The sequence below is a fragment of the Clostridium sp. CF012 genome (assembly GCF_018861755.1).
In the GTDB taxonomy this organism is placed as follows: domain Bacteria; phylum Bacillota; class Clostridia; order Clostridiales; family Clostridiaceae; genus Clostridium_AD.
Map to the genome: position 1 here is coordinate 1 of NZ_JAHLEF010000037.1, position 25243 is coordinate 25243.

A 25243-nucleotide genomic window follows, 5' to 3' on the forward strand; every position below is an offset into this window, starting at 1 on the left:
AAAATTTCACTGTGCAATTTTGAGAGAATATTAATTTTCTCAATCTGGTGATTATGGCATGAAGGTAACACCCGTTCCCATACCGAACACGAAGGTTAAGCTTCAATGCGCTAATGGTACTGCAGGGGTGACCTTGTGGGAGAGTAAGTTGTCGCCAGGTTTACATGGTTTACTAGCTCAGTTGGTAGAGCACATGACTTTTAATCATGGTGTCCGGGGTTCGATTCCCCGGTAAGCCACCAAAAAAGCACTTCTTTATGAAGTGCTTTTTTTATTTCCATTGATCTGCCATATTATGAAATATTTCAGCTTTTCTTAAGTCCCCTTGCCTACTATATACTATAGATATTAATTCATAAATTTCAGGAGCATTTGGATCAGTAGATAAAACTACTTTTAGTGTATCTAATGCTTTTTTTAGGTTATTTTCAGCTATTAATCGTTTTATAATCACTATTTGATGTTCCATATTTATTGAATTGGGACTCTCCTCTTCTGTCATCATTTCATCAATAATAGTTTTAATCTTATCTGTAGTAAAGGGTTTCTGTAAGTAAGTAATGGCACCAAGCTTTGTACAATCCACTGCATTTTTAACGGTGGCAAAAGCTGTCATAATTACTACAGGAGCAATTATACCTTTAGCTCGGATTCTTTTTAAGACCTCGGTGCCGCTTATTTCGGGCATTTTAATATCTAAAAAAATTAGGTCTATAGGCTCATTATCAATTATGGATAGAGCTTCATGACCATTAGTAGCCATCAAAACTTCAAAGCCGTTTAGTTTAAGATAAATGCCGAGTAATGTACGAATATTTTTTGTATCATCTACAACTAAAATTTTTTTCATAGTTGACCTTCTTTCCCAAATAAAAAATTATATTATTAAATATATAGAGCTATAATTTTAAACATAATTATCATTTATATTTTTAAGTTTATATATTAGTATAAGATATTTATCAATTATAAGCAATCAAAAGTGAATATTTGTAAGGGTTAGTAGTATAAATACAATGTATTCTTTTAATAAAGCTCATATACAGGAGCATGGATTTAGTACTATGAGCAAAATGGCGTATACCTAATATAAACAAAGAATTCCTATGCTATAGTTGTTAAAGCGCATATAATAACTAGGATAATGATTTTAAAAACAGTTAAACGAAGTTGCGTTATGGCCTAAAATTGCTTAAAATATGCATGTGGTATTTAAATTTATATATCACATGCATATTTTAATAAAAAATTTCAAGTAAGGAGAATATATTATGTATATCGTAATAATAGGTTGTGGTAGATTAGGAAGTGGACTTGCCATGGAGCTTTCTAATGATGGTCATGATGTGGTAATAGTGGACAAATACGCAGAAAATTTAGAACGCCTTAGAAGTGGCTTTAATGGAATTAGAATTAAAGGTGTGGAAATAGATAATGATACATTGATGGAAGCCGGAATAGATAAAGCAGATATATTTTTGGCTATGACACCTGCAGATAATATTAATATTATGGCTAGTCAAATTGCAAAGAATATATTTGGTGTACCTAAAGTAATAGCTAGAATCTTTGACCCGTCTAGGGAATTTATTTATAGAAAACTAGGATTACAAACTATAAGTCCAACTGAGCTAGGTATAAATATAATTAAAAACAAAATAATAGATAAAAAATCTGATACATTGATTACGTTAAACAATGATATATCGATAGAAGAGATTACAATAAATAAACTTAATTTTAAAAATGTTTTAGAAATAGAAGATAAGTTTAATTGTAGGATATGTGCAGTTTGGAAAAATGGTAAATTTATACTACCAAATAAAAATGAACTATTTGAAAAGGGAAATAAAATAGTTTGTAGCATAAATAAGGAGAATAAAGAAAAGTTAGTGAAGGCAGTAATGAGGGAGAAGGCTATATGAGAACAATAATAGTGGGTGGTGGAAAGGTAGGGTACTATCTTGTTAAAGCATTAAAAGAAAAAAAACATCAAGTAGTTTTAATAGAAAAAGACATAAAGATTTGCCAAAAGATTGCTGAAGAAATCCAGGTAGATGTAATATGTGGTGATGGTTCGGATGTTGACGTACTAAAGGATGCAGGTATTGAGGAAGCAGATGTGGTAGCTGCAGTAACAGGAAAAGATGAGGAAAATTTGGTAATATGCCAGATGGCTAAAGTGAATTTTAGTATTAATGAAACAATAGCAAGAATCAACAATCCTAAAAATACAGCAATCTTCAAGGCACTAGGAGTAGATAAGACTGTATGCAGCACGCAAGTAATTTGTAATCTAATAGAAGGAGAATTTAATAGCGAACCACTAAAAGTAATAGAAACTATAAATAAAGGAGAAATGATATTAGTAGAAGCAAAAATAGATAAAGACAGTGCATGGAAAGGTAAATCTATAGAACAGTTAAAGTTGCCTAAGGAATGTCTAATACTATCAATAATAAGAAGTGAGAAAGTGATTTTCCCAAGGGGGTCTATAGATATTAAGGAAGGTGATAAAGTACTTATTATCACAAATACGGACAGAAAGAATGATGTAGAGAAATCTATAATTGGAGGATAAATATATTATGACAAACAAAAAAATTATAGGTGGAGTAATTACAGAGATAGGATATACATTGGTATTTTTATTTGTTTTATATGGCATTAATATGATTTTGGCAAGGTGAGTATATGAAAAAGATAATAAAAAACTTTGATGATTTTAAAATAATAAATTTTTATGTAGGATATGTAATCATAGGAACCGCAAGTTTGATGTTGATACCAATGCTTACTTCATTAGTATTTAAGGAATGGAGTGCACTTTTAGATTTTATTATTAGTATAAGCATAGCTGTTAGTTTAGGTATATTGCTTATGGCTACAGGTAAAAGTAAGATCGATAAAGTAAAGGTACAATGGAAGCATGGGTTAATTATTGCATCTAGCTCCTGGCTTATATTAACTTTTTTATGTGCGGTGCCTTATCAACTTAGCGGGAATACCCAATCTTTCTTAGATGCAATTTTCGATGTCATGAGTGGATTTACAACCACGGGAGTTTTACTTACTCAAAATATTGACCATCTTTCAATGGGATTAAATATGTGGAGACATCTTATTACCTTTGTTGGCGGACAAGGTATGGTAGTGCTTGCTTTAAGTTTTATGGTAGACCATACTTTAGGCGCTTACAAAATGTATGTTGGTGAAGGTAAGGATGCAGAACTCGTACCAAATGTAAAAAACACTGCAAGGATAATATGGAAAATAAGCATTATATATCTAGTAGTAGGTACTATTATGCTTTGGATTAATGGAATGATTATAGGCATGCAACCTGTAAGTGCTTTTTTTCATGGATTATTTATTTTTATGTCTGCTTGGAGCACGGGTGGATTTGCACCGATGTCTCAAAATATCCTCTATTATCATAGTCTTTCTTATGAGTTATTAACAATGGTCTTCTTTGTCATCGGTTCTTTGAATTTTGCATTACATTATGCAGTATGGCAAGGGAAGAAAAAAGAAATATTGAAGAATATTGAAACACAGAGTTTTTTCATAACAGCTTTAATTATTTCGTTTTTTGTAGCGTTAAAACTAACAAATTTAGGTGTGTATAGTAATGGTATATCAGTTTTTAGAAAAGGTGTATACAATGTATTATCAGCACATACAACTACAGGATTTGGTAATCTTTATGCAAGGCAGTTTGCTACTGAATGGGGAGATTTTCCTGTGGTTATGATGATAATAGCCATGCTTATAGGTGGATCAGCCTGTTCTACGGCGGGTGGGTTTAAAGGTCTCAGGGTAGGTTTGGTATTTAAAAGCATAGGCGTAGAAGTAAATAAGTTGATAAATTCTGACAGAAAGATAAGAGTAGCTAAGTTTCATCATATAAAAGAAATTGTTTTAGAGGATGCAATGGTGAAGTCTGCTTATCTTATAATAATATGTTATATAATCTTATTTTTTGTGGGGACCGCACTGGGAACCTATTATGGATATCCGGTGCTCAGTTCAGCTTTTGAAGCTGCATCAGTTACAGGAAATGTAGGATTATCTATTGGAATTACTGCGCCATCAATGCCAACTTTACTTAAGGTATATTATATAATTGCAATGTATTTAGGAAGACTAGAATTTATATCTGTGTTTGCGCTAATAGGAGTTACATTTGGAGGAATTAAGAAATTATGGTTAAGACTTTTAAAACAATAATATTAATATGTATTTTAGTTTTTTCTTTTCCCAGAGCATGTATGGCAAAGGAATATAGTAACTTTAATGATTTAATCGAAAATGGTAAAAAGATTGATAATACTAAAATTACACTAAATGGTGAAGCTATTGGGGAAAGCATGAATAGAGGTAAATATTCATGGGTAAATATCAGTGATGGAAGCAATGCTATGGGTATATGGATTAAAAATGAACAAGTTAAAAGTATAAAAAACTTTGGTAAGTATGGTTATAAGGGAGATACATTAAGAATAAATGGTACTTTTAATAGGGCCTGTCTGGAACATGGCGGTGATATGGATATCCATGCAAGCTCAGTTGAAATTATAGAGGTGGGGGGAAAAGTAATAATCCCTATAAGTAACAATAAAAAAATTATAGCAATAATATTAGCACTTATTACACTTACTTTAATTTTTTCATATAAAAAATTCAATAAAAGCATTTCAAAATGAAATGCTTTTATTAGCAATCTAAAAAAAAATTATATTGTCTCAATTTTTGATTTTTGTCTATACTAATTATGGTACCAGATACCTTTTATCAGTGATTTGTTACTGAAGATTGGTATTAGCAACTTAGGGGTATTTAGATATATTAGGAGGCGATGGGTATTTTGAAAAAAAGCAAATTAAATGAGAAGTTTCTAAAAATTTTTGGTGAGTATGAATATAGTGACTATAAAGAAATTAAACCTAAAGAAATGATAATTGCAAATGTATTTAAAACTATAGTAATTATGACTTTATCAACTATATTATCTTTGATATTTAGGAAAATTGGATTTCATGAGTCAAATGTAATAATAGTATATATTTTGGGAGTATTATTTGTATCAACAAGTACTGATGGATATATTTATGGTATAATGGCTGCGATAATTGGAGTACTATCATTTAATTTTTTCTTTACTGTACCATATTATAGCTTTTTAGCTTATAGATCCGACTATCCAGTAACTTTTATTATAATGCTTATAGCTGCAATTATTACAAGTACCTTAACTTCAAGAGTCAAAACGCAAGTTAAGATATCTTATATACGTGAGAAAAGAATGAAAATTTTATATAAAATTAACAAATCATTGCTTACAGCAAGGAATAAAAAACAAGTAGTTCAATTTTGTGGTGACAATTTAGTTGATATGTTTAGCAGAGATATTATGATAGCTGTATTAGATGATAAAAACAATTTGCAACAGCCAACCACTTATAGAGTTAATGGAGAATTCGATGGAAATATTTTCAATTCAGATGTAGAGGTCCTGGCAATTAAAAAATGCTTTGAGATAGTAAAGTCAGTAGGTATTGAAGCTGAAATTCCCACAAATAGTCTTGGACATTATCATCCAATTAAAGGACAAAATAAAATTCTTGGAATTATTGGTATAGCCTGTTTAGAAGGAAACACCTTATCAAAAAATGAGAAAATCCTTTTAGAGTCCGTTTCTACACAAATTGCTTTAGCTATTGAAAGGGAAGATTTATATCAAAAGAAAAAACATATAAATTTAGAGGCCGAAAGAGAGAGGGTTAGGGGTAATCTTTTAAGATCAATTTCACATGATTTAAGAACTCCACTAACGGGAATATTAGGATCTGTTTCTACAATTACTGATAATTACGATATACTTGATAATGATACCAAAAAAGAGCTTCTTAATATTATTTATGAAGATACAAGCTGGCTTATACATTCAGTTGAAAATATATTAAGCATGACGAGAATAGATGAAGGTAAGCTTGAAATTAAGAAGGATACAGAGCTTGTTGAAGAAATTGTTGCTGAATCCATATCGAGAGTTAAAAGGTTTTCAGGAAGTCATAATATCGTAATTGATTTACCACAGAGTATGGTTATATTATTTGTGGATGGGTTATTAATCGAACAAGTGCTTATTAATTTGATTGATAATGCTATAAAGTATACACAGGATGATTCCATCATAGAAGTTAAGGTTACAGTAAAAGAAGATAATGTGGTTTTTGATATATCAGACAATGGAAAAGGTATACCAGAAGAAGATATAACATCTATATTCGATAGATTTTATACAAAAACTAAGGGTGATTCCCTAGAAAAACGAGGCATAGGACTAGGACTTGCTATTTGTAAGTCTATTATAGAAGCCCATGGTGGATGTATGGAAGCTTTAAATAACTCTTCTGGTGGGGCTACTTTTAGATTTAGTCTACCTGGAATAAGGAGTGATGAAAATGGATATAAAGCCTTTGATTTTAATAGTTGAAGATGATAAACCTATTAAAAAATTTATGAGAGTCTCCCTTGAGGCGCAAGGGTATAAATGCATTGAAACTGAATTTGGAAACGTGGCTATAGCGCTTATTTTCTCCAACAATCCAGATATAATAATTTTAGACTTAGGACTTCCAGATATTGATGGTCTTAATGTTATTGAGAAAGTAAGAGAGTCTACAAAAGCTAGGATTATAGTTGTCTCGGCTCGTGGGCATGAAAGTGAAAAGGTTGAAGCTTTAGATAGTGGTGCAGATGATTATTTGACTAAGCCTTTTAGTGTAGCAGAGCTTTTAGCTAGAATTAGGGTGGCGCTAAGACGGTTTAATGGAGACAGCAATTCACAAAATAGTGTGCAATCAGTATTTGTGGTTAAGGATTTAAAAATAGATTTTGAAAAACGCAGGGTTATGATTTTGCATGAAGAAATACATTTAACACCAATGGAGTACAAATTAATTGAGTTAATGTCAAGATATGCAGGACGTGTGTTAACTCATAAGTATATAATTGATGAGATTTGGGGAAGTTATTTTGAAAGTGAGACGCAGTCGCTTAGGGTATTTATGGCTAATATAAGAAGGAAAATAGAAAAGAAGCCTGCTGAGCCGCAGTATATAATAACAGAGGTTGGAGTAGGGTATCGTTTAGTAGATGAATAATATTTAAAGATGAAGCTTTGGCTTCATTTTTTTTTGCAAAAAAAATTCTGTATATTTTTCTTAACATAAAATTTATGTAGAAGATGGCATCTTTACACTATCTTTATTTTTTTTTTGTTAGAATAATTGCATAAGGTGATCAGAAGGAGGCGACGTAAATTCATGATGGATGTAATATTCATAATGGTAACAGCATTTTGTTTTTTGCTAGTATTGCCATTTATTAATTGGTGTGAAGCACAAATAAATAAGTAATAATCAACATATCACTTAAAGTGATAATTAAATGGAGGATTTTATGAAAGTTTTAATTGTAATTGCAATTTTATTGTTTTTGTATTTAGGGTATGCGTTGTTTAATCCCGAAAAATTTTAAAAGGAATAGATGGAGGGTAGTTATTTATGGACATTTTTCAAATTGTATTAACACTTATAATGTTTGTATTGCTTGTTATTCCAACTGGAAAATATATATATAAAGTTATAAATAATAAGAGATCTTTTGTAGATCCAGTTATGGACAAGGTAGATAACACAATATATAAAATTACAGGAATAACAAAAGAAGAGATGACTTGGAAGCAGTATGCCGTTGCTTTTATAGTATCAAATATGGTTATGACATTAATGGCTTACGTGGTGCTTAGGGTTCAGGGAGTTCATTTCTTAAATCCTAATGGTAACAAAGCTATGGATGCTTCACTTATTTTCAACACTATTTTTAGTTTTATGACTAATACAAACCTTCAACACTATAGTGGAGAATGGGGATTGTCGTACTTAAGTCAAATGATAGTTATAACTTTCTTTATGTTTACGTCTGCAGCATCGGGATTTGCTGTTGCAGCTGCTTTTATAAGAGGTATTACTGGAAAGACTAAAATGCTAGGTAATTTTTTCGTCGATTTAGTAAGAGTTACTACAAGGGTGCTAATTCCATTTTCAATAATAATAGCAATACTTTTAATGGGACAAGGAGTTCCACAGAGTTTTTCAGCAAATAAAGTGATTACAACTATAGAAGGAACTAAGCAGGTTATTGGCCTTGGACCTGTAGCTTCCTTTGAAGCTATTAAACATTTAGGTACTAATGGTGGTGGTTTCTTTGGAGCAAATTCATCACACCCATTTGAAAATCCTACTCCGATTACGAATTTAATAGAAATGTTATCTATGATGTTAATACCCGGAGCGATAGTTTATTGTTTTGGTTTAATGGTAAAAAATAAAAAGCAAGGATGGGCTATATTTGCAGCAATGTCTATATTGTTTGTATTGTCTTTAGTCGTTTGCTTTAATGCTGAAAAAGCTGGGAATCCTGCAATTGCTAATCTTAACTTAAGCCAAGCCATGGGCAATATGGAGGGGAAAGAAATAAGGTTTGGACTTCCAGGCTCAACGCTATTTACAACAGTTACAACAGCATTCACCACAGGTAGTGTAAATAATATGCACGATTCCTTAACACCTCTTGGTGGAATGGTTCCACTATGGCAGATGATGCTTAACGTAGTATTTGGTGGTGAAGGTGTAGGTTTTATGAATATGATAATGTACGCGATACTAACGGTATTCTTATGTGGACTAATGGTTGGAAGGACACCGGAATTTTTGGGTAAAAAAATTGAGGCAAAGGAAATTAAGTTAATATCTTTGGCTATATTAATACATCCTTTTATAATTCTGGTGCCGTCAAGCATAGCTGTGCTTACGAGCCAGGGGCTTGCAGGTATAACTAATTCAGGTTTCCATGGGTTAACTCAAGTACTTTATGAATTTACTTCCTCTGCGGCTAATAATGGTTCAGGTTTTGAAGGATTAGCAGATAATACTATGTTTTGGAATTTAAGTACAGGGCTTGTTATGTATGCAGGAAGATTTTTCGCCATGGTTATTCTTTTAGCTGTAGCTGGTTCGCTCGCAGCAAAGAAGTCTGTAGCAGAATCAAATTCTACATTTAAGACAGACAACACTACATTTACTATAATATTAGTATTTATAGTTTTAATAATAGGAGCGCTAACATTTATGCCAGCTGTAGTATTAGGACCAATAGCTGAACACTTAATGCAATAAAATATTTAATAATGTAAGGAGTAATATATATGAGTAATAAAGATAGTAAAAAGAAGTTTATAAGTGAAAAGATTTTTAAGAATGCAGTTAAAGATTCTTTTAAAAAGTTAAACCCTAAATTAATGATAAAAAATCCTGTTATGTTCATTGTTGAAGTTGGATTTTTTATAACTTTATTTCTTACTTTTGTTCCTACAGCCTTTGGTGATACAGGTACAAATTTAAGAGTATATAATGGATTAGTTGCTTTGATTCTTTTCATTACAGTTTTATTTGCTAACTTTGCAGAAGCAGTGGCGGAGGGACGCGGTAAAGCTCAAGCTGAGAGTTTGAAGAAAACAAAAAAAGATACAATGGCTAAACTTTTAGATAAAAATGGTAAAATAACAGTTACTAATGCGTCGGAAATTAAAAAGGGAGATATTGTTCTTGTTGAAAATGGCGATATAATACCAAATGATGGTGAAATTGTTTCGGGCCTTGCAGCTGTAGATGAATCCGCTATAACAGGAGAATCAGCGCCTGTTATGAAAGAGTCTGGTGGAGATTTTAGCTCAGTTACTGGAGGAACTAAAGTTGTAAGTGATTGGCTTAAAATTAAAATTACAGCTAGTCCAGGAGAGTCCTTCCTTGATAAGATGATAAGTTTAGTTGAAGGAGCTTCAAGGCAAAAAACTCCTAATGAGATGGCGTTAAATATTTTATTAACAGTTTTAACAATGATTTTCCTAATGGTTGTTGTTACGCTGCATCCATTAGGTGTTTACTCAGGTGCGAGCATTCCAACGTCTACATTGATTGCATTACTTGTATGCTTAATACCAACTACAATAGGGGGGTTATTATCAGCTATAGGAATTGCAGGTATGGATAGAGTTACAAGATTTAATGTAATTGCTATGTCAGGTAAAGCGGTTGAAGCTTGCGGAGACGTAGACGTTATGATTTTGGATAAGACCGGTACAATAACTTACGGTAATAGACTTGCAGCAGAATTTACGGCTGTATCTGGGTGTGATCAAAATAAATTAATAAAATATGCATTAATATCTTCCCTAAAGGATGAAACTCCTGAAGGCAGGTCTGTAGTTGAACTTGCGAGTAAACTTGGAGTATCTTTAGATGTAGAGGATTATAAAGAAGCGGAATTTATAGAATTTACTGCTCAAACTAAAATGAGTGGATTAAATTTAGCAGATGGAACTATTATAAGAAAAGGTGCTATTAGTAGTATTATAAAAATGGTGCAGGGACTTGGTGGTAAGGTTTCAAAGGATTTAGAAGTAGTTACAACAAAAATTTCAATGCTTGGAGGAACACCCTTAGTAGTTTGTGTAAATAGTGAAATACTTGGAGTTATTTATTTAAAGGACACTGTAAAACCAGGACTTACGCAAAGATTTGAAAGACTAAGACAGATGGGTATAAAAACTATTATGTGTACAGGGGATAACCCACTTACTGCGGCTACAATAGCAAAAGAAGCTGGGGTAGATGAATTTATTGCAGAGTGTACTCCAGAGGGTAAAATTGATATTATAAAAAGAGAACAATCAGAGGGAAAACTTGTTGCTATGACCGGTGATGGTACTAATGATGCGCCGGCACTTGCTCAGGCAGATGTTGGGCTTGCAATGAATAGTGGTACTGTTGCTGCAAAAGAAGCTGCTAATATGGTGGATTTAGATTCTGACCCTACTAAGATAATTGAAGTAGTAGAAATAGGTAAGCAGTTACTTATAACAAGGGGGGCACTAACTACATTTAGTATAGCGAATGATGTTGCGAAATACTTTGCTATAATACCAGCAATATTTACTGTAGCTATTCCCACAATGAATGTATTAAATGTAATGAAGCTTGCTACGCCTTCAAGTGCGATATTATCAGCATTAGTGTTTAATGCAATAATAATACCTCTGTTAATTCCAATAGCTATGAGAGGAGTAAAATATAAACCATCAAAGGCTGAAACTCTTCTTTTGAGAAATATATTAATTTATGGTGTAGGTGGAATTTTGGTTCCATTCGGTGGAATTAAAATAATAGATATGATAATATTCCCGCTACTCAAAGTACTTAACGTGGCATAAGTACTTAATGTAATAATTGAGGAGGATAACGATGAAAGTATTAAAAAAATCAATATTAGTTAGTTTGACGTTGATGTTTATATGTGGGTTTGTATTTCCTACTGTAGTGACCGGGGTAGGTAAGTTGTTTTTCAATAATAAGGCTAATGGAAGCATGATTACTGTGAATGGACGCGAAGTAGGTTCAGAGCTTATAGGTCAAAACTTTACAGATGCTCGTTACTTTCATGGAAGAATTTCAGCTGTAAATTATAATACGTACAAGGAGGGAGATAAAATTTCATTGTCTTCTGGGTCTGCAAATCTTGCGCCTTCTAATAAGTCGCTAACAGATAGAATACAAAAGGATATGAATGAATTTTTAAAGGCCAATCCTGAAGTGAAAAAAGAAGATATTCCAGCGGATTTTTTAACAAGTTCAGGCTCTGGTCTCGATCCTCACATAAGCCCAGAAGCTGCAAAGATACAAATACCAGCTATTTCAAAAGCTACAGGCATTGCTAAAAGTGATTTAGAACAAATGGTTAAGAATAATACAGAGGAAAGGCAACTTGGTGTGTTTGGGAATAAAAGAGTTAATGTATTGAAACTTAACATTGAAGTTGGAAGTAAGCTTCATTAATTGAGAGTTGATGGTTAACAAAAGAGAATGTAGCTAGATTTGTGTAAACAGACCTAGCTATTTTTTTGCACGATTAAATGGTAGTTGTGGTAATAACATCTAACTATAGCGAGAGACTTTCCTTCTGAAATGTCGTTAAAAGCTGCGATTATCAGGAATCACGTGTATTTCTATATCTTTAGCATGGCGTAAAACCTTTGTGACTGGAGAACCTCTAAATACCATTTGCCAAAAGGAACGGTTAGCATGGCCAATTATAATTTGTGTTATATGCTTTTGTGAGGCAAATCTTACCAGTTCTCTAGAAACACTTTTGCCAGTTAAGGTTATAGTCTCAGCACCGAGTTGCTCAGCTAATTTAAAGTGGCTTGTTAACATATCTAAACCTTTTTTAGAAGGTGTAGTAGCTAAAGCATGAGTACAGTTAACTGTAGCTACAATCCATTCGCATTTATAACGTTTTGCTATGCGGGCACCTCTCCTTATTAATTTTTTTCCGAAAGGATTAGCACTTACACAAACCATAACTCTTTCAGCAGTGTGCCAATTTTGTCTAATATTGTGTTTCTTCATATACTCTTCTAAATCATCATCAACTTCTTGGGCAGTCTGTCTTAATGTTATTTCTCTTAAGGCATTTAAATTTCCACCTCTAAAAAAGTTTTTTAATGCCCTTGCAATATTTTCGTTTTTATAGATATCACCCCTTTTTAATCTGGACTGAAGTGCTGAAGGCGTAATATCGATAACAACCACCTCATCGGCATTTTCAACTATAACATCAGGGATTGTTTCTCTTACTGTTATACCTGTTATTTGTTTTATAACGTCATTAAGACTTTCTAAATGTTGAATGTTTAAAGTAGAAACTACATCTATTCCATGTTCTAGTATTTCTAAAACATCTTCATATCTTTTATTATTTTTAGAGCCCGGTGCATTAGTATGTGCTAATTCATCTATAAGTACTATTTTAGGGTTACGATTTAACACCTCATCTAAATGGATCTCTTCTAAAATCATGTTATTGTAGTTTATTTCTTTTCGGGGTAATACCTCAAGAGCAGCTACTTGAGAATTAGTTTCAGCTCTCCCATGGCTTTCAAGATAACCTATAACAATATCTTGTCCTCTTTTCAACATTCTATTAGCCTCATTAAGCATGGAATATGTCTTTCCAACACCAGGGGCGTAGCCTAAAAATATTTTAAGATGTCCTTTCGAAATTTCTTTTTCTACTACTTTTAATGCTTCTTCAGGTGTAGTTCGGTAAAAAGAATTATTACTCATTTTAAATCAATCCTTTATTTATAAAATTTTGGGTGTTTAACGATTTTGTAGCTTGGAAGAAGATGAATAGCCACGCAGGTGAGGATTTAAGTAAAAGTTATGAATTTAAAACATACATTCATTATACAATTAATTTATATTTTTTGAAAATTACACAATAACAATATGGGGGGTGTGAAAAGCGTTGGTATAGAACGGTTCGTCAAGAAAAACAACATTAAAATATAAAATCTTAACATAATCTTTATACGCTAGGGTTTATCTTTATACCGTCTTAATAACGGCTTTGATAAAATATAATTATCAAATAAAGAGTGAAAGGATAACTTGAGGTGATGGTATGTTAAGAAGTATAAATGAAGAGAATTCTTTTGAAAAAAATATAAAAGAAGCTATTAACGCAATAAAGTCAAATGAATTTGATCTAGCACGTAAGTATTTGTATGCGGGAATGATTGAAAACAACCATTCGGCAGAGATATACAACTTACTAGGGATTATTTCAGAATATAAAAGGGATGAGTCTATGGCGTGCACATATTATAGAGCGGCATATGTATTTGATCCAACTTATAAACCAGCAGATAAAAATTTAGAAAGAGTAACTTCATTTTTTTATATATTTAATAAAGCAAGCATAGACTATGGCGATACTATAGAGAAAGAATGTGAGAAATTATGTTTTTCAGAGTATAGTGGAATGCAGATTGGAAATTTAAAAAATATTCAGGTAGGTAGAAAGTCAGCCTGTTAATTTATAAGTAAGGGGATATCTAAAGTAGTATGTATTGGGAATTGGTGGTGATTCAGTTTTAAGTTCTATGGTAGACAATATTGAGGATTAATGTAAGTAGAATAGGCTTGTCATTTACGATAGGCCTATTTTAAAATATTCTCCTATTTATTATAAATCGGTATTTTCCCTTTCATTGCTAAAAAGTATTCCCCATGCAAGAACCGGTAAAAATGAAAGAACTAAGTAGAGCATACCAAATATATTTCCTAATATACCAAGTACGGCTGATAACCCCAAAAGAAAAATAGTACAACTAGCTTTATAGATATGAAAATTTCGAGTTACAATATTCAAGAATTTGTCTTTTTTCATTAAAATACCTCCAACCTAATTTATTAAGCTTCTTAATAGTAATGTGTACTATAGTACTATTTTAAAAATAAAAGGAGTTTAAAACTCCTTATTTTTATATATGCGTATTGAGATCATTAGAGAAATTAAAAAGAAAATTAAGCCTATTATTAGAGCCAATGAATTATGTGTAAAGCTGGAAGTATTATTTATAAAATAAGTAATTTTTTGAACAAAAATATTGTTTGGATTTTCAGTAGCATACTCAATAGCTGCTGATGGTATGAACAAAAATGACATAAACAATATAACGTTAAAGAAATTCATCTTTATATACCCAAATTTAAAATATACAGGAAAAAACATAGAACTAAATATACATACAGCGGTCAAAACTGAAACAATGTCCAAAAATGAAATTGATCTAGTAAACATTGGAAGTCCAGTAGCTTTTCCTATAAATCCAATTAATATAGAATATATAATGCCTATAATAGCAAATACAAATATTGATAGATACTTTGATATAACAATATCATCTCTTTTAAGTGGCAAACTATTTAATATAATTTCACTTTTGTTTTTTTCGTCATAGCTTGCCGCAAAACTTATGAATATATAGGTAATTGCCATAGGGGGCAAAACATATAAAACAAAGCCACTGGGTTCCATGGAAGAAAAAGCAATTGGTGCAAAGATAGCATAAAGAAGAGCATATAATAAGGTCTTTTTCTGAATAGCTATATCCTTTATAATTAAATTAAACATTAAACATTCCCCCTAACTGAATATACCATTATATCTTCAAGAGATGCCTTTTCAATAAGGCCTTTACCTTTAAATATTTTTCTTGCACTGTTAATATCCTTTGTTAAAGCCTCAAATCCAAAACTAGTTTCTTTTATACTTACAAATTCACGTCTAGTATCATTATCTAAAAGTTCTTTTCCACCTTTGACTAAACCATAATTTTCAATGATTTCGTCTTTAGTTTGGGAGAAAACTAATTTGCCACTATTTATAAAAGTAATATAATCTGCTATCTTTTCAAGGTCAGTAGTGATGTGAGTTGAAAAGAATATACTAACATTTTCATCTTGAATTATACTGTATAAAATATCTAAAAGCTCACTTCTGAATACTGGATCCAGGCCAGAGGTAGGTTCATCCATTATAATTAGCTCTGCATTATGGGAAAGAGCGAGTGCTAGAGAAAATTTCATTTTCATTCCTTTTGATAGGGTTTTAATTTTATTTTTTTTGGGGAGTTCGAATTCTTTTACGAATTTTTCAAACAAGCTGTCATTCCAGCTTTTATAAAAAGGGCGAAGGATATTTTTCATTTCTATGATGTTTAATTGTTCATAGAAGTAATTTTCATCATATACAAAACCGATTTTTTGTTTGATTTCTTTCTCATGTTTTAAATTGTCTAGGCCGAAAATATTTATGTTTCCACTATCCCTTTTAATAAGATTCATTATAAGTTTTATAGTGGTACTCTTTCCAGCTCCGTTTGGTCCTATAAATCCCATTACTGAGCCTCTTTCAACATTAAAAGACAAATCATCTAAAGTAAAGTTTTTATAGGATTTCCCCAGGTTTTTTATTTCTAAAATATTATCCATATTTATCTCTCCTTAATTAGTTTGTTAATGCTCATTTATTATAAATAGTTAAACCATTTTAATTTAATTTTAATTCTCTTCTGTATATAGTAGCAATATCATACTTTGTAATTCTTCTAAACTTAAATTTAAGTGTTTACTCTCAGTTACGACCTCCGTAAGTTTTTCTTCGATAGCTGTTAATCGTTTTTCTCTTATTAGGTCTTTGTTTTGACCAGAAACGTAGGAACCTTTTCCCGGTACAGTTTCTATGAAACCATCTCTTTCAAGTTCTTCATAAGCCCTCTTAGTTGTTATAACGCTTATCTGAAGGTCTTTTGCTAAACTTCTTATAGATGGCAGGGCATCACCTTGTGAAAGTTCCTCCTTCATAATGGCAGTTTTTATTTGAGTTACTATTTGCTCATAAATTGGATGTTGTGATGAATTAGAAATTATAATATTCATAATTTACTCCTTTGTTAATAGTGTATATATACTATACGAACAGTATATACGGATTCTAAATTATTGTCAACGAAGATTTGTAAGTTTTGTTTATGAATATATTAATAAGAATCCACTTTTTCTTGAATAATCCATTGAGAAAATAACATTATTAGCTTAAAATGATTGTATATATAAACGTAAGATAAAAGGAGAGTGATTTTTTGTTCCAATCTATAGTCGATTTTTTTGTAGAAAACAAAATACAATATGTTTTTAATGATGTAGAATCCTATAAATTTAAATATGTAGGTTTAGCTATTGCTGTTTTTGCATTATTTGTATTATTAAAAAAAGTATTTGCAAAATATGTGTTTAAAATAATCTTGAGACTTGTTAATAAGACAAGATTTAACGCAGATACAAAAATAGTAGCTGCGTTTCAAAAACCTGTAACTAATTTTTTTGAGGTATTAGGATTTTATTTTGCTTTTAAAATTTTAACCAGGGCAGGAATTCCAATTAGTTTAATAACTATAGATAAGTTTTTTAGCTCAGCTGTAATATTTCTAATTACTTGGGGAATATATAATCTCACTGGTGAGTCTTCTGTGCTGTTTGAGCGGATGCATAAGGCCTATGATATAAAAGTGGATAAAATATTATTCCCATTTATGTCAAAAACATTAAGGTTAGTAGTTTTAGCATTAGCTATTACTATAATTGCAGAAAAATGGGGATATAATATTCAAGGGTTTGTTACAGGTCTTGGGCTAGGGGGACTTGCTTTTGCACTAGCAGCTAAAGATGCAGCAGCTAATATTATTGCAGGTATTTTTATAATATTAGATAAACCATTCACTATTGGAGACTGGGTTAGTAGTGACTCTTTAGAAGGTAGTATAGAGGATATTTCTTTTAGAACTACTAAAATAAGGGCTGTGGACCAGTCATTAATAATAGTGCCTAATTCAAAATTAACTAATGATGCTGTAATCAATTTTAGTAGAAGAGGCAAACGAAGAGTTAATTTGAATTTAGAACTAGCCTATAGAACCTCTAGAGCAAAACTAGAGATTTGTGTGGATAGCATACGACACATGTTAGAGAATCACCCACAGGTTAGTAAGGAAGGCACCCTTGTTAGATTTGATAAATTCAATGGTACTAGTTTAGATATTTTAATATGTTTCTTTACTGATACAGCAGATTATGATGAATACTTTAAAATAAAGGAAAATGTTAACTTTGCTTTAGTTGAGATTTTGCAGCAACAAGGAATTTCTATGGCATTTAAAAGCACAAGTGTTTATGTGGAAAGCTTGCCTAGTAAAAGTAAAGAAGAAGATTTTATATTAGAAGAAAAGCTCTAGGTTTTACACTAGAGCTTTTTATAATTACGTAGATGAAAATTGTTTCAGAAATCACACAGATATATTGGAGGAAAAAACCATTACATATAGAATACAAATAAGTGTGTGTTTATAATAATATAAGTTTATATTAATAGCTTAAGTAGGAGGAAATTATGGACGAAAAACAACTGTTAAAAACCTTATGCACAGCGAATGCTCCAAGTGGACGCGAACATTGGATACATCCACTAATTAAGGAGGCCTTTGAGCCCTATTGTGAAGTTGTGGAAGGGAAATTAAATAATCTTTATGCTGTAAAAAAAGGCCGCAAAAATGAAATGAAAAAAAGTATAATGCTTATGGCACATTCTGATGAGGTTTTCCTTATGATAACGGAGATAATGCCAAAGGGATTTTTAAAGTTTATTGGTAATGGGATTGATCCTAAGACCTTGGTTTCACAGGAGGTTCTTATTCATGGTAAAAAGCAGATAGATGGTATTATAGGAATTAAGCCGCCACATCTTATGAGTGAGGCTGAAAGTGAAAAATCAGTTACTATAAAGGGATTAACAATTGATACAGGATATAGCACAGAAAAATTACAAGAGCTTGTAAGCATTGGCGATTTTGTAACTTTAAAAAGAGATTTTTATGAACTCTTAAACAATAATGTAACCTGTAAGGCTATAGATGATAGGGCTGGCATAGTAGCTATGTATGCCTGTTGCAAAGAATTAGAAAAAATAAACCATGATTTGGATGTTTATTTTGTAGCTTCTTGCCAAGAGGAAGTAGGTCATAGAGGAGCTAAAATGGCAAGTTATGATTTATTGCCAACCATGGCTATAGCTATAGATGTAACCTTTGACAATGGTCCTATGGGAGATATGGATCGAGAGAACAAACTAGGTGGAGGTCCTGTTATATGTTTTGGACCTAATATACATAGTAAATTTAGGACTAGGCTTATGGAAATAGCTGATGAGTACGCAATTCCTTATAACGTAGAAGTTGAACCAGGCAATACTGGAACTGATGCATGGGATATCCAGGTAACTAGAGGAGGGATTCCTACACTATTAATATCTATACCAATTAAGTACATGCATACTTCAGTTGAGCTTGTTAATATGGAGGATATTATTAATACAGGAAGAATAATAGCCAAGTTTATTGAAAAGGTAAGTGGAAAGGACGTGGAGGAATTACTATGCTTTTAGAAAAATTATCTAATGCTGCAGGTCCTTCAGGATTTGAAGGAGAAGTAAGAGAAATAATAAAAGGTGAAATTGTGAATTATGTAGATGAGATAAAAATAGATGTCATGGGAAATGTTATTGCTCACAAAAAAGGTAGTGGCATAAAAGTACTTATAGATGCCCATATGGATGAAGTGGGTTTTATTATTACGGGATATAACCAGGATGGGACCTTAAGATTTGAATCCTTAGGTGGAATTAACGGCAAGGTGATTCTATCTAAAGTTGTATTAATAGGCCAAAATAAAATAACTGGAGTTATAGGATATAAACCAATTCATCTACAAAATGCCGATGAAAGAAAAAAGAACGTAAAGGCAAGTATGTGTTGCATTGATATAGGGTCTAATTCTAAAGAAGAAACTAAAGAAATCATTAAACTTGGAGAGTTTGTAGTATTCAATATGGAGTATAGCGAGTTTGGGGATGGACTTGTTAAAGGAAAAGCTTTTGATGATAGAATGGGCTGTGCTGTTGCTATAGAAATATTAAAAGAAAATTATAATTGTGATCTTTATGTTAGCTTTAATGTGCAAGAGGAAGTAGGAGAGAGAGGAACCTATGTTTCGGCTTTCAATATACAACCAGATATAGGAGTCGCACTAGAGGGAACTATATGTGCAGATATGCCGGGTATTCCTAAACATTTAAGAGCTACGGAAATAGGTATGGGACCTGCACTATCCATTATGGATAAGACTAGTATTTTTAATGATGACATTTTAAAGGCCATAATAAAGGTAGCGGACTATAAGGACATACCCTATCAGTTAAGGAGAGCTATTGCAGGTGGAAATGATGCAGGAGCTATACTTATGTCTGGAGAGGGAGCGAAGGTGGCTACAGTCTCAGTGCCGTGTAGATATATACATTCCTCTATCTCTGTAGCAAGCATAGTAGATTATAAAAATACTGTAAGGCTTATGGTGGAATGGCTAAAAACATTGTAAAAATAATAAAGTATTATGAAAGTGAGGATTAATTATGGATATAATGCTACAAAAACTAGTTAGTGCCTTTGGTGTTAGTGGCCGTGAGGAAGAGGTTAGAGAAGTAATAAGAGAAGAATTAAAGGATATTGATTGTAATATAAAAGAAGATAAGATGGGGAATTTAATAATTAAATTAGGGCAAGATGAAGTTAAAGCTAGTGGCGCGCAAAAGATAATGTTCTGTGCCCATATGGATGAGATAGGCCTTATAGCTACATATATAGAGGATAGTGGGTTTGTACGAGTGGGTAATATAGGAGGAATTAAGCCTTCTGAAATAGTACATAATTTTGTTACATTTCAAAATGGTGCTATGGGAAAAGTTGGTGCTTCAAAATCAGAACCTAAAGTTGAAGACTTATTTATAGACCTTGGTGTAGCTTCAAGAGAAGAAGCATTAAAGAAGATTAAAGAAGGAGAAAATGCATGTCTTTTATCTGATGGTATGGAAGTAGAAGATAAAATAATAAGTCCATGCTTAGATGATAGGATCGGCTGCTATATTCTTCTTAGAATGATAAAAGAAGTTAAGGAAACTAAAAGTGAACTCTATTTTGTATTTTCTACTCAAGAGGAACTCGGGGGAAGGGGAGCAAGAGCAGCGGCATATGCAGTGCAACCAGATTACTGCATAGTAATAGATACGCAGGAGGCTGGAGATTATATTGGTGCAGAAGGAAAACTGGAACTTGGAAAAGGTCCTATAATTAAGATAAAAGATAGAACTTTAATTATGCATCATGAAATCAAAGAAATGCTAGAGCATGCAGCACAAAAATCTGAAGTAAAAGTTCAATATGGGGTTTCACAAGGAAGTACAGATGGTGGTAATATCCATAAAGAAAATGGTGGAATAAGAACAGGAGTGCTTTCAATTCCTTGTAGATATAGTCATTCTATATCAGAAATGGTATCTATGAAGGATGTAGAGGCTTCAATAACACTACTTAAAGAGCTTATATAAAATTAATTAGCAGCAATAACTTATAAAGCTATTGCTGCTATACTTACTTAAAATAATGCTCTTTTTTCAATTACAAGCGGGAATTCTTCATCACCATTAAGTTGCCTGCCTTTATCGACGATTACGTTTTTATCCATTATGACATTAAAGAGTTTAGAATTCTCTTTGATTTCACAATTTTGAAGGATAATACAATTTTTAATTTCAGCTCCACTATGGACCACAACTCCCCGTGATATAATACTATTTTCAATAATGCCTTCTATAATACATCCATCAGCAATTATGGAATTTTTTACGTTGCTCTTTTGGTCATATTTAGTAGGAGGTTCATCTTTAATTTTTGTATAAATAGGTCCATTATTAAAAAATAATTCTTTAGTTGTCTTTATGTTTAACATGTCCATATTAGCTTTATAGTAAGCACTTATTGAATTAATACATTGAAGGTAGCCTTTGAATTCATAAGCCGTAACCGATAATTCACTAATGCTTTTATATATAGCATCCTTAATAGTACAGTAAGAACCGGTTTGTATACACTTATTAATAAGTGATATTAAAAGGTCCTTTTTCATAATAAACATTTCCATGGAAATATCTAAGCTATCATAAGCACCTATATTTTTCCCCACACTTAGTACATTATTCTTTTCATCTATATTTAACACGTCGCAATTTAAGAAATTTTTAGTACCAGTTTTAATATTTTTATATATTACAGTTATGTTTTGATTCATCTCTTCATGATACTTTACGGCAGCAGTATAATCTATGTTTCCTATCATATAAGAAGGCGAGATAATAACATTTTTTTCTTTACTTCTATATAGATACTCCATGTTGTTCCATACCATTTCTGCATCATTTAAAGAGGTGCCCGCAATTCCAAAATTAAAAACAAATAGCCCATTAAGCCTTCTGTCTAAATCCCAAGGTTTGCCTGAACCTAAATGATCTACTAGTGAACGAGATTTACTTTGAGTAAAAAGTCCAATGTTTTTAAGCCCTGAATTAACCATGTTAGATAATGCGAAATCTATAATTCGAAATCTAGCGGCTATAGGAATAGATGCCAGTGGTCTATTTTTAGTAAGACTTATTATATTTGTTTCATTTTCATTTAGATTTAATATACCCATATAATTAGTAAGCATTTAATCACCTCATCTTATAACTGAATTAGATTTAATTTCAGTGCCTTCTGCAATGAGAGTTATGTCATCTGCAATACCTATAAGAGAGTGACCTCTTATAATAACATTATTACCGATTATAGCTTTATCAATAATAACGTTGTCCGCTATTTTTGTATTAGGCATTATAACAGAATTTGATATTTTAGAGTTTTTTCCAACTGTAACTCCCTGGAATAGTACTGAATTATAAACTTCCCCCAGCACAATACACCCTTCCACCACTAGTGAATTACTAACTTTTGCATTAGGGCCTATATATTGAGCGGGGCTTGTAGGATTTATGGAATAAATTTTCCAAGTTTCATCGTGAATATTTAGCTCGTTATTGTCATCTATTAGATCCATATTTGCTTCCCATAGGCTTTTAATAGTACCTACATCTTTCCAGTAGCCTTTAAAGGGATAAGCATATAGATTTTTTTCATTTTTAAGCATAGCAGGTATTATGTTTTTTCCGAAATCATTGCTAGAGTGTTTATTGTTTTCATCCTCTTTTAAAAAAGTCTTAAGAAATTTCCAATTGAAAATATATACACCCATAGAAGCCATATTGTTTTTAGGGTTTTCGGGTTTTTCTTCAAATTCATATATTTTATTATCTGTAGTTGTATTCATTATCCCAAATCTAGGCGCTTCCTCTATCGGAACTTCAATAACGGCCATGGTAGCATCAGCACATTGTTCTTTATGAAAATGGAGCATTTTGGAGTAGTCCATTTTATAAACGTGGTCTCCAGAGAGAATAAGTACATATTCTGGGTCATAGGAGTCTATAAAATTAGTATTTTGATAGATTGCATTAGCAGTACCTTTATACCAGTCACCTCCTGATTCATCCATATAAGGAGGAAGCAGTGTGACGCCACCATTATTTCTATCTAAATCCCAAGGCGCTCCTACACCTATATGAGAATTTAGTGCTAGTGGTTGATATTGTGTAAGTACTCCAACTGTATCTATTCCTGAATTTGAACAATTACTTAGAGTAAAATCAATAATCCTATACTTACCCCCAAAAGGTATTGCGGGCTTTGCAGTATTTTTAGTAAGCATCTTAAGTCGACTACCTTGTCCACCTGCTAGAATCATAGCTATCATCTCTTTTTTTTGCATCTTTAATACCTCCCTTATCTAAGGCATCTTCAAAAAACAACTAATTAGTAGCTTGTCTATTTTCTAAATATGCTTAAAGCTTAATTATAGTACTTACCTATATATATTAAGAAGAAGGAGATATAATGCCTTTTCGAACAAACATTTGTAATTGAAGCAAATAAAAAGAATTGGGCACATATGCGCCCAATTCTTTTTATATATTGTATAAGTTATAATATAAAACTTAAAAATAGCATTATGTTTAGTCCAGTTACTATAAGTCCAATAATCCAAAGAGCAATTTTATCAAATCTAGTATTGGCATATTTGCCCATAACCTTTTTAGAGGATGTTAAATATATTTGGAGGAATATAGTTATAGGAAGTTGTATACTAAGGAGCATTTGTGAATAGATGAGACCTTTAAAAGGCTCAGATATAAAAAATATAACTATTGCCGCACCAATTAAAGTAATTCCTACTCCAAGTTTGGTATGTATATCATTAATGTCATAAGGTTCACCAAATATTCCTGCGAAAATACTGCCACCAGCCATGCCAGCGGTAACTGAGGAGGAAATCCCTGCAAAGAGTAGGGCTAGTGCAAAGACCACTGATGCTATACTCCCAAGCAAAGGGGTAAGCATTTGTTGAGCTTGACTAAGTTCCGTAACATTAATCTTTTGTGTAAAGAAAGTAGCGGCTGCAATAAGTATCATAGCACTATTTATAGCCCAGCCTACTATCATTGAAAAGAATGTATCCATAAATTCATATTTTAATTGTTTTTTGATAATAACTTCATCTTCTAAATTCCATTGGCGACTTTGAATTATTTCTGAGTGTAAAAATAAGTTATGGGGCATTACAACTGCACCTAGAACACTCATTATTATTGGAATAGAGCCCTTAGGAAAAGAAGGTTTAACCCAGCTTATCATTGCTTTTCCCCATTCTATATGTACAAGACTTAATTCGAATATAAAAGATATTCCTATTATGGAAACAAAACCAATAATCCATTTTTCTAGCTTCTTGTAGGAATTTGTGAATAGCATCCATAATATCAATGATAAAACTAATACTGTTCCCAATTTTATAGGTATACCAAATAGCATGTTTAAGGCAATAGCACCACCAAGAAGTTCTGCAAGAGCGGTAGATATTGCAGCTAGAACAGCTGAACCAAGCACCACTTTGTTTAACTTTGGTTTTAAGGTAGCGGTAGATGCTTCTGATATGCAATTACCTGTAACAATTCCAAGATGGGCTGCATTATGCTGAAGAACAATTAGCATAATAGTTGAAAGGGTTACCATCCAAAGTAGAGTATATCCATAACTTGCACCAGCAGAAACGTTTGCTGCCCAGTTACCAGGGTCTATAAATCCAACAGTCACAAGCAGCCCAGGTCCAATATATTTTATGAAGTCTAATGCCATAAATTTAGGTTTATGATCATCTTTTAAAAGTTTTTTAATATTTGATAATAAATTCACTGTAACACATCCGTCCTATATTATTAGTATACTTTATATTATATAGTAACTATTATTTAAATCAATATTAAAAGCCTAATAAAGGGAAATAGACTATAATAGAGATATTCATTTTTAGCGAATGTTGCATATTTATGGATTATTACTGTATTTGGTAGAAACAATAAGTCAAATATTTAATTGTTCACTAAAAATATACAAAAAATATACAAAAAAGCAAAGGATATTTAGGTACATAATCTAGTGTTTAGTGTGCAATGGTGCTATAATGTTAATAACTGGTCTTGCTTTATTGGAGTTAAATTATATTTTGTAATTTAAACTAGAATAAGGCATTTTTTAAAATGATTACAAAAAATGATTATTGTCTGGATTTCTGGAAACAATTTAAAAGAATCTCTTTATTTTTATGGAGTAAAATCTATTGTTTAAGTACTATATAATATACTATGAAAGTCTAATATAGCCACAATTGTGGCTTTCGAG

General features: G+C 31.9%; 24 protein-coding genes, 1 tRNA gene and 1 rRNA gene. 17 read left to right on the plus strand and 9 right to left on the minus strand.

Annotated elements, in window-relative coordinates; translation table 11 throughout:
* The first annotated feature begins 43 nt into the window (after window positions 1-43).
* Together rrf and KPL50_RS21930 are read left to right on the plus strand one after the other, a co-directional pair.
* Window positions 44-160, plus strand: a 5S ribosomal RNA gene (rrf, locus tag KPL50_RS21925).
* Between the two features lie 6 nt (window positions 161-166).
* Window positions 167-242 (plus strand) — tRNA-Lys (locus KPL50_RS21930).
* A gap of 29 nt (window positions 243-271) precedes the next feature.
* Here the strand turns inward: KPL50_RS21930 and KPL50_RS21935 are convergent.
* On the minus strand, window positions 272-850 hold the full coding sequence (locus KPL50_RS21935; protein WP_216300665.1) for a tetratricopeptide repeat protein: 579 nt from the start codon (window positions 848-850) through the stop codon (window positions 272-274).
* A gap of 421 nt (window positions 851-1271) precedes the next feature.
* Between KPL50_RS21935 and KPL50_RS21940 the strand changes: the two genes are divergently transcribed.
* The 10 genes from KPL50_RS21940 to kdpC all read left to right on the plus strand — a co-directional run bounded on the left by KPL50_RS21940 (window position 1272) and on the right by kdpC (window position 11960).
* Complete coding sequence (locus tag KPL50_RS21940) at window positions 1272-1925, plus strand: TrkA family potassium uptake protein (protein ID WP_216300666.1); 654 nt, start codon at window positions 1272-1274, stop codon at window positions 1923-1925.
* Window positions 1922-2581, plus strand: coding sequence for a TrkA family potassium uptake protein (locus KPL50_RS21945; RefSeq protein WP_216300667.1), 660 nt, complete (start codon window positions 1922-1924; stop codon window positions 2579-2581). Before KPL50_RS21940 ends, KPL50_RS21945 begins: the two co-directional genes overlap by 4 nt.
* A 113-nt stretch (window positions 2582-2694) precedes the next feature.
* The gene (locus tag KPL50_RS21950) at window positions 2695-4230 is read left to right on the plus strand and encodes a TrkH family potassium uptake protein (protein ID WP_216300668.1); all 1536 of its coding nucleotides are present in this window, start codon (window positions 2695-2697) and stop codon (window positions 4228-4230) included.
* Window positions 4206-4706 carry a hypothetical protein gene (locus KPL50_RS21955; protein ID WP_216300669.1) on the plus strand — a complete coding sequence of 167 codons (501 nt, stop codon included), beginning with the start codon at window positions 4206-4208 and terminating at the stop codon, window positions 4704-4706. Before KPL50_RS21950 ends, KPL50_RS21955 begins: the two co-directional genes overlap by 25 nt.
* Window positions 4707-4867: 161 nt before the next feature.
* Window positions 4868-6499, plus strand: a complete 1632-nt coding sequence (locus tag KPL50_RS21960; RefSeq protein WP_216300670.1) for a DUF4118 domain-containing protein — start codon at window positions 4868-4870, stop codon at window positions 6497-6499.
* Window positions 6468-7169 carry a response regulator gene (locus KPL50_RS21965; protein ID WP_216300671.1) on the plus strand — a complete coding sequence of 234 codons (702 nt, stop codon included), beginning with the start codon at window positions 6468-6470 and terminating at the stop codon, window positions 7167-7169. The genes KPL50_RS21960 and KPL50_RS21965 overlap by 32 nt, the downstream gene beginning before the upstream one ends.
* A 298-nt stretch (window positions 7170-7467) precedes the next feature.
* Window positions 7468-7545, plus strand: a complete 78-nt coding sequence (gene kdpF / locus KPL50_RS28025) for a K(+)-transporting ATPase subunit F (protein ID WP_375372956.1) — start codon at window positions 7468-7470, stop codon at window positions 7543-7545.
* A 26-nt stretch (window positions 7546-7571) separates the two neighbouring features.
* Complete coding sequence (gene kdpA, locus KPL50_RS21975) at window positions 7572-9245, plus strand: potassium-transporting ATPase subunit KdpA (protein ID WP_216300673.1); 1674 nt, start codon at window positions 7572-7574, stop codon at window positions 9243-9245.
* Window positions 9246-9274: 29 nt separating this feature from the next.
* On the plus strand, window positions 9275-11338 hold the full coding sequence (gene kdpB, locus KPL50_RS21980; protein WP_216300674.1) for a potassium-transporting ATPase subunit KdpB: 2064 nt from the start codon (window positions 9275-9277) through the stop codon (window positions 11336-11338).
* Between the two features lie 31 nt (window positions 11339-11369).
* A complete protein-coding gene (gene kdpC / locus KPL50_RS21985; RefSeq protein WP_216300675.1) occupies window positions 11370-11960 on the plus strand; it encodes a potassium-transporting ATPase subunit KdpC in 591 nt (196 codons plus the stop codon).
* A 135-nt stretch (window positions 11961-12095) separates the two neighbouring features.
* Here the strand turns inward: kdpC and KPL50_RS21990 are convergent, their stop codons facing one another.
* A complete protein-coding gene (locus tag KPL50_RS21990) occupies window positions 12096-13250 on the minus strand; it encodes a universal stress protein (protein WP_216300676.1) in 1155 nt (384 codons plus the stop codon).
* Between the two features lie 340 nt (window positions 13251-13590).
* Here KPL50_RS21990 and KPL50_RS21995 point away from each other — a divergent pair, with 340 nt between their 5' ends.
* On the plus strand, window positions 13591-14004 hold the full coding sequence (locus KPL50_RS21995; protein WP_216300677.1) for a hypothetical protein: 414 nt from the start codon (window positions 13591-13593) through the stop codon (window positions 14002-14004).
* 150 nt (window positions 14005-14154) lie between these two features.
* On the opposite strand, the gene KPL50_RS22000 is transcribed toward KPL50_RS21995, so the two are convergent.
* The 4 genes from KPL50_RS22000 to KPL50_RS22015 form a co-directional block, all read right to left on the minus strand.
* Window positions 14155-14358 (minus strand): hypothetical protein, encoded by a 204-nt coding sequence (locus KPL50_RS22000; protein ID WP_216300678.1) that lies wholly within the window; start codon window positions 14356-14358, stop codon window positions 14155-14157.
* A 78-nt stretch (window positions 14359-14436) separates the two neighbouring features.
* Window positions 14437-15105 (minus strand): ABC-2 transporter permease, encoded by a 669-nt coding sequence (locus tag KPL50_RS22005; RefSeq protein ID WP_216300679.1) that lies wholly within the window; start codon window positions 15103-15105, stop codon window positions 14437-14439.
* Window positions 15105-15965, minus strand: coding sequence for an ABC transporter ATP-binding protein (locus tag KPL50_RS22010; protein WP_216300680.1), 861 nt, complete (start codon window positions 15963-15965; stop codon window positions 15105-15107). Before KPL50_RS22010 ends, KPL50_RS22005 begins: the two co-directional genes overlap by 1 nt.
* A gap of 69 nt (window positions 15966-16034) precedes the next feature.
* Window positions 16035-16412, minus strand: a complete 378-nt coding sequence (locus KPL50_RS22015; protein ID WP_216300681.1) for a GntR family transcriptional regulator — start codon at window positions 16410-16412, stop codon at window positions 16035-16037.
* A 203-nt stretch (window positions 16413-16615) separates the two neighbouring features.
* Here KPL50_RS22015 and KPL50_RS22020 point away from each other — a divergent pair, with 203 nt between their 5' ends.
* The 4 genes from KPL50_RS22020 (at window position 16616) to KPL50_RS22035 (ending at window position 20964) form a co-directional block, all read left to right on the plus strand.
* Window positions 16616-17764 (plus strand): mechanosensitive ion channel family protein, encoded by a 1149-nt coding sequence (locus KPL50_RS22020; protein WP_216300682.1) that lies wholly within the window; start codon window positions 16616-16618, stop codon window positions 17762-17764.
* Window positions 17765-17919: 155 nt separating this feature from the next.
* Window positions 17920-18969 (plus strand): M42 family metallopeptidase, encoded by a 1050-nt coding sequence (locus KPL50_RS22025; RefSeq protein ID WP_216300683.1) that lies wholly within the window; start codon window positions 17920-17922, stop codon window positions 18967-18969.
* A complete protein-coding gene (locus tag KPL50_RS22030) occupies window positions 18960-19958 on the plus strand; it encodes a M42 family metallopeptidase (protein WP_216300684.1) in 999 nt (332 codons plus the stop codon). Before KPL50_RS22025 ends, KPL50_RS22030 begins: the two co-directional genes overlap by 10 nt.
* 34 nt (window positions 19959-19992) lie before the next feature.
* A complete protein-coding gene (locus KPL50_RS22035; RefSeq protein WP_216300685.1) occupies window positions 19993-20964 on the plus strand; it encodes a M20/M25/M40 family metallo-hydrolase in 972 nt (323 codons plus the stop codon).
* A 47-nt stretch (window positions 20965-21011) separates the two neighbouring features.
* Here KPL50_RS22035 and glgD read toward each other — a convergent pair whose 3' ends face one another.
* From glgD to KPL50_RS22050, 3 genes are all read right to left on the minus strand, one after another.
* Complete coding sequence (glgD, locus tag KPL50_RS22040) at window positions 21012-22121, minus strand: glucose-1-phosphate adenylyltransferase subunit GlgD (RefSeq protein WP_216300686.1); 1110 nt, start codon at window positions 22119-22121, stop codon at window positions 21012-21014.
* 9 nt (window positions 22122-22130) lie between these two features.
* Complete coding sequence (locus tag KPL50_RS22045; protein ID WP_216300687.1) at window positions 22131-23276, minus strand: glucose-1-phosphate adenylyltransferase; 1146 nt, start codon at window positions 23274-23276, stop codon at window positions 22131-22133.
* 212 nt (window positions 23277-23488) lie between these two features.
* Window positions 23489-24700 (minus strand): Nramp family divalent metal transporter, encoded by a 1212-nt coding sequence (locus tag KPL50_RS22050; RefSeq protein ID WP_216300711.1) that lies wholly within the window; start codon window positions 24698-24700, stop codon window positions 23489-23491.
* Window positions 24701-25243 lie beyond the last annotated feature (543 nt).